Here is a 4125-nt window from a genome sequence, read left to right as displayed (position 1 = left end):
GATCGCCAAGGTCGCCGGCGCGCGGGTGGTCGGGATCGCCGGTGGCCCGGAGAAATGCCGGGCGGTGGTCGAGGATTTCGGGTTCGATGCCTGCATCGACTACAAGAACGAGGACGTGGCGGCCGGTCTCAAACAGCATTGCCCCAAGCGCGTTGACGTCTACTTCGACAATGTCGGCGGGCCGATCCTCGACGCCGTCCTGGGTCGGCTGGCGCCGAAAGCGCGGGTCGTGCTGTGCGGCGTCATCTCGAGCTACCTCACCGGCGAACACCCGGGACCGTCGAACTACGTCAACCTGCTGTCCAAAACCGCAAGCATGCAAGGATTCAACGCCCTCGACCAGTGGGGCCGCTTCGACGAGGCGTTCGCCAACCTGCGCCGGTGGGAAGCCGAGGGCCGGCTGCGGCATCGCCAGACCATCTACGACGGGATCGAGTCGTGCGTCGATGCCCTCAACGGCTTGTTCACCGGCGCCAACATCGGCAAGACCTTGGTGAAGGTCAGCGACGCAACTTGAAAGCGTTGCGCCGCATCGTCTCTCAGGGAGCTACCGCGATGGACTTGGCGTCCAGGTAGCCGTCGATGCCCTCGGGGCCCAGCTCGCGACCGTAGCCGCTGGCCTTGACACCGCCGAACGGCGCGAACGGGTCCATGGTGTAGCCCTGGTTGATCCCGAGGGTGCCGGTGCGCACCCGCGCCGCGATCCGGAGCGCCCGGTCGGTGTCGGCGGACCACACGGACCCGGCCAGGCCGTAGTCGCTGTCGTTGGCGATCGCCACCGCCTCGTCCTCGTCCCGGTAGGGGATCACGGTCAGCACGGGGCCGAAGATCTCCTCGCGCGCGATCGTCATGTTGTTGTCGGCGTCGGCGAACAGGGTGGGCCGGACGTACCAGCCGCGGTCGAGACCGTCGGGCAGTTCGGTGCCGCCGAGCACCCGCCGGGCGCCGTCGCGCTCGCCGATCCGGATGTAGTCCAGGACGCGCTGCTGCTGGCGGTGCGAGACCAGCGGGCCCATCTGGGTGCCGGGGTCGGTCGGATCCCCCACCCGGATGGCGCTCATCTCGGCGGCCATCGCGTCGGTGTACTCATCGTGGCGACCTTGTGGCACCAGCAGGCGGGTCAGGGCGTTGCAGATCTGTCCGCTGTTGGACAGGCTGGCCGAGCGCACCCCGGCGGCGACCTTCTCCGGTTCGGCGTCGTCGAGGATGATCGCGGCCGATTTCCCGCCCAGCTCCAGACCGACCCGGGTGAGGTTGGCGGCACACGCCGCGGCGACGGCCCTGCCCGCGGCACTCGACCCGGTGAAGGAGACCTTGTCCACCCCGGGATGCCCGACCAGCAGTTCACCGACGACGCGGTCCCCGGGCAACACCGTCACCACACCCGGCGGGATATCCACCTGATCCAGCAGCTCCGCCAACAGCAGGGCGTCCAACGGGGATTCGGGCGCGGGCTTGATCAGCACGGTGCAACCGGCCAGCAGCGCGGGAACCAGCTTGCCGGCGATGAGGAACTGCGGCATGTTCCAGGGCACAATCGCGGCGACCACGCCGACCGGTTCCTTGCGGATCTGCACGTCCGCCCCGAAGAACCCGGACCTCGTCTCCCGCCAGGGGTGCCGTTCGGCCAGATCGCAGAAGGCGCGCATCATCATCGCGGGCAGGCCCACCTGCGCACGCTTGGCGAAGGTGATCGGTGCGCCGATCTCGGTGGTGATGGTGTCGGCCATCTGTTTGCGGTGCTGGTCGTAGACGTCGGCCAGGCGGCGGACGGCCGCGATGCGCTCGGCCGGTTCGGTGCGCCCCCAGGGCCCGGTTTCCAGTGCTGCACGCGCGGCGTCGACTGCCGCGTCCACATCGTCCGGGCTTGCGGCGGTGACTTCGGCGACCGGCTGCTCGGTGTGCGGCGAAACGACTTCGAAAACATGCCCCGTCAGGCTCTGCGCCATCCCGGCCTCCGATCGGCAATCTCAACTACTTGTGATTAGGTTTTCGAGCATATACCGTCGGCTGCGACGGACTGGACAGGAGCGAGCATGGCGCGATTCCCCAAGCCGGCTGAGGGTAGCTGGACGCAGCATTACCCCGAACTAGGCACCGGTCCGGTGTCCTACGAGGACTCGATCAGCCCCGAGATCTACCACCTCGAGCGCGAAGCCATCTTCAAGCGGGCCTGGCTCAACGTGGCACGGATCGAGCAGCTACCCCGCAAGGGCAGTTACCTGACCCGCGAGCTCAAGGTGGTCAACACCTCGATCATCCTGGTGCGCAACGGTTCCGGGGATATCAACGCGTTTCACAACGTGTGCCGGCATCGCGGCAACAAACTGGTGTGGAACGACATGCCCCTCGAAGAGGCCAGCGGAGTGTGCCGCCAGTTCACCTGCAAGTACCACGCCTGGCGTTACGACCTGGACGGCAACCTGACCTTTGTGCAGCAGGAAGAGGAATTCTTCGATCTTGACAAGAGCCGCTACGGGCTGGTGCCGGTGCACTGCGAGGTGTGGGAGGGCTTTGTCTTCGTCAACTTCGCCAAGCAGCCCGAACAATCGCTGCGGGAATTCCTGGGGCCGATGATCACTGACCTGGAGGGGTATCCATTCGACAGGATGACCTCGCGCTGGCACTACCGGTCCGAGGTGAAGGCGAACTGGAAGCTCTACATGGATGCGTTCCAGGAGTTCTATCACGCGCCGGTGTTGCATGCGAACCAGTCGCCGACCGCCTATTCCAAGGCGGCCGCCGAAGCCGGATTCGAGGCGCCGCACTATCGCCTGGAAGGGCCGCACCGACTGGTCAGCACCTCGGGCGTGCGCGCCTGGGAGATGGCGGCCGAGATGCGCAAGCCGATCGAGGACATCTGCCAGAGCGGCCTGTTCGGACCATGGGACAAACCGGATCTCGGACCGATGCCCAAGGGGCTCAACCCGGCGAAATGCGATCCGTGGGGCCTGGATTCGTTCCAGCTGTTCCCCAATTTCGTCCTGCTGTTCTGGGGCCAGGGCTGGTATCTGACCTACCACTACTGGCCGACGTCGTATAACACCCACCTGTTCGAGGGCACGCTGTACTTCCCGCAACCGCGCACCCCGCGTGAACGGGTGGCCCAAGAGTTGGCGGCGGTGTCATTCAAGGAATACGGGCTGCAGGACGCCAACACCCTGGAAGCCACCCAGTCCATGGTCGAATCCCAGGTGCTCGACAAATTCCTGCTCTGCGACCAGGAGATCCTGATTCGGCATCTGCACAAGGAGACCGCGGCCTGGATCGAGGACTACCGGCAGCGCACCGGGGCAGGAGTGTGATGAGCGTGCTGCCAACCGAATTCGCCGATCTCGAGCCGTTCTCGGACTGGTGTCTGCCGACCGAGCCGCAGCGTTACGCGAAACGGCTGTCGAGTTCGATGGCCGAGATGAAGGCGTTCTACGACGCGATCACCCCACGCGCCGAGGAAGCGCTTGCCTACTGCGACAAGTTCGCGCTGGACGACCTGCCCGAGGATGTCCTGAACCTCATGCATCTGCTGTATTCGATGATCATGGTGTCGTTTCCGATGGAGTGCTGGAAGCAGCCCCGGGTGCCCGACTCCGGCGCGGCCACCCTGGACTGTGTGTCCGAGCCGGTTCCGTGACCACGACCATCCTGCGTGCGGCCCGGTGGGCCGACGTGGTTGCGGGCGAGGTTCGTTCGCCGGCGGTGGTGGTGGTCGAGGACGAACGCATCACCGCGGTCAATCCCGAACAGGCGCAATCGGATTCGGCGACGGTCGTGGACCTCGGGGACGTCACTTTGCTCCCCGGTCTGATGGATATGGAGCTCAACCTGTTCATCGGCGGACCGGGCGGGCCGGAAGGGCTGCCGGCGCCGATGCACGGCGTGCAGGACGATCCCGCGTACCGCACGCTGCGGGCAGCGGTCAATGCGCGCACCACACTGGACGCCGGCTTCACCACGGTGCGCAACCTGGGTCTGATGGTCAAGACCGGCGGCTACCTGCTCGATGTCGCGCTGCAGCGCGCCGTGGACCAGGGTTGGCACGTCGGGCCCCGCATCTATCCGGCGGGCCATGCCGTCACCCCGTACGGCGGGCACCTGGACCCGACGGTGTTTCAGCGGCTGGCGCCG

5 protein-coding genes are annotated in these 4125 nt (G+C 66.3%); 4 read left to right on the top strand and 1 reads right to left on the bottom strand.

Going from position 1 to position 4125, the window contains the following annotated elements:
• Positions 1 to 517: MDR family NADP-dependent oxidoreductase (locus A9X01_RS28155; protein ID WP_155772326.1), on the top strand; the 517-nt coding region annotated here is incomplete at its 5' end.
• A gap of 22 nt (positions 518 to 539) precedes the next feature.
• Here the strand turns inward: A9X01_RS28155 and A9X01_RS28150 are convergent.
• Complete coding sequence (locus tag A9X01_RS28150) at positions 540 to 1949, bottom strand: aldehyde dehydrogenase (RefSeq protein ID WP_065123855.1); 1410 nt, start codon at positions 1947 to 1949, stop codon at positions 540 to 542.
• An 87-nt stretch (positions 1950 to 2036) separates the two neighbouring features.
• On the opposite strand from A9X01_RS28150, the gene A9X01_RS28145 reads away from it, so the two are divergent.
• From A9X01_RS28145 to A9X01_RS28135, 3 genes are all read left to right on the top strand, one after another.
• Positions 2037 to 3305 carry an aromatic ring-hydroxylating oxygenase subunit alpha gene (locus tag A9X01_RS28145; RefSeq protein ID WP_065123854.1) on the top strand — a complete coding sequence of 423 codons (1269 nt, stop codon included), beginning with the start codon at positions 2037 to 2039 and terminating at the stop codon, positions 3303 to 3305.
• Positions 3305 to 3631, top strand: a complete 327-nt coding sequence (locus A9X01_RS28140; protein ID WP_065123853.1) for a hypothetical protein — start codon at positions 3305 to 3307, stop codon at positions 3629 to 3631. The genes A9X01_RS28145 and A9X01_RS28140 overlap by 1 nt, the downstream gene beginning before the upstream one ends.
• Positions 3628 to 4125: amidohydrolase family protein (locus A9X01_RS28135; protein WP_436405315.1), on the top strand; the 498-nt coding region annotated here is incomplete at its 3' end. The genes A9X01_RS28140 and A9X01_RS28135, both read left to right, overlap by 4 nt.

This window comes from Mycobacterium asiaticum (genome assembly GCF_001668675.1).
Lineage (GTDB): Bacteria > Actinomycetota > Actinomycetes > Mycobacteriales > Mycobacteriaceae > Mycobacterium > Mycobacterium asiaticum_D.
This window is presented reverse-complemented; position numbering and strand designations above follow the sequence as displayed.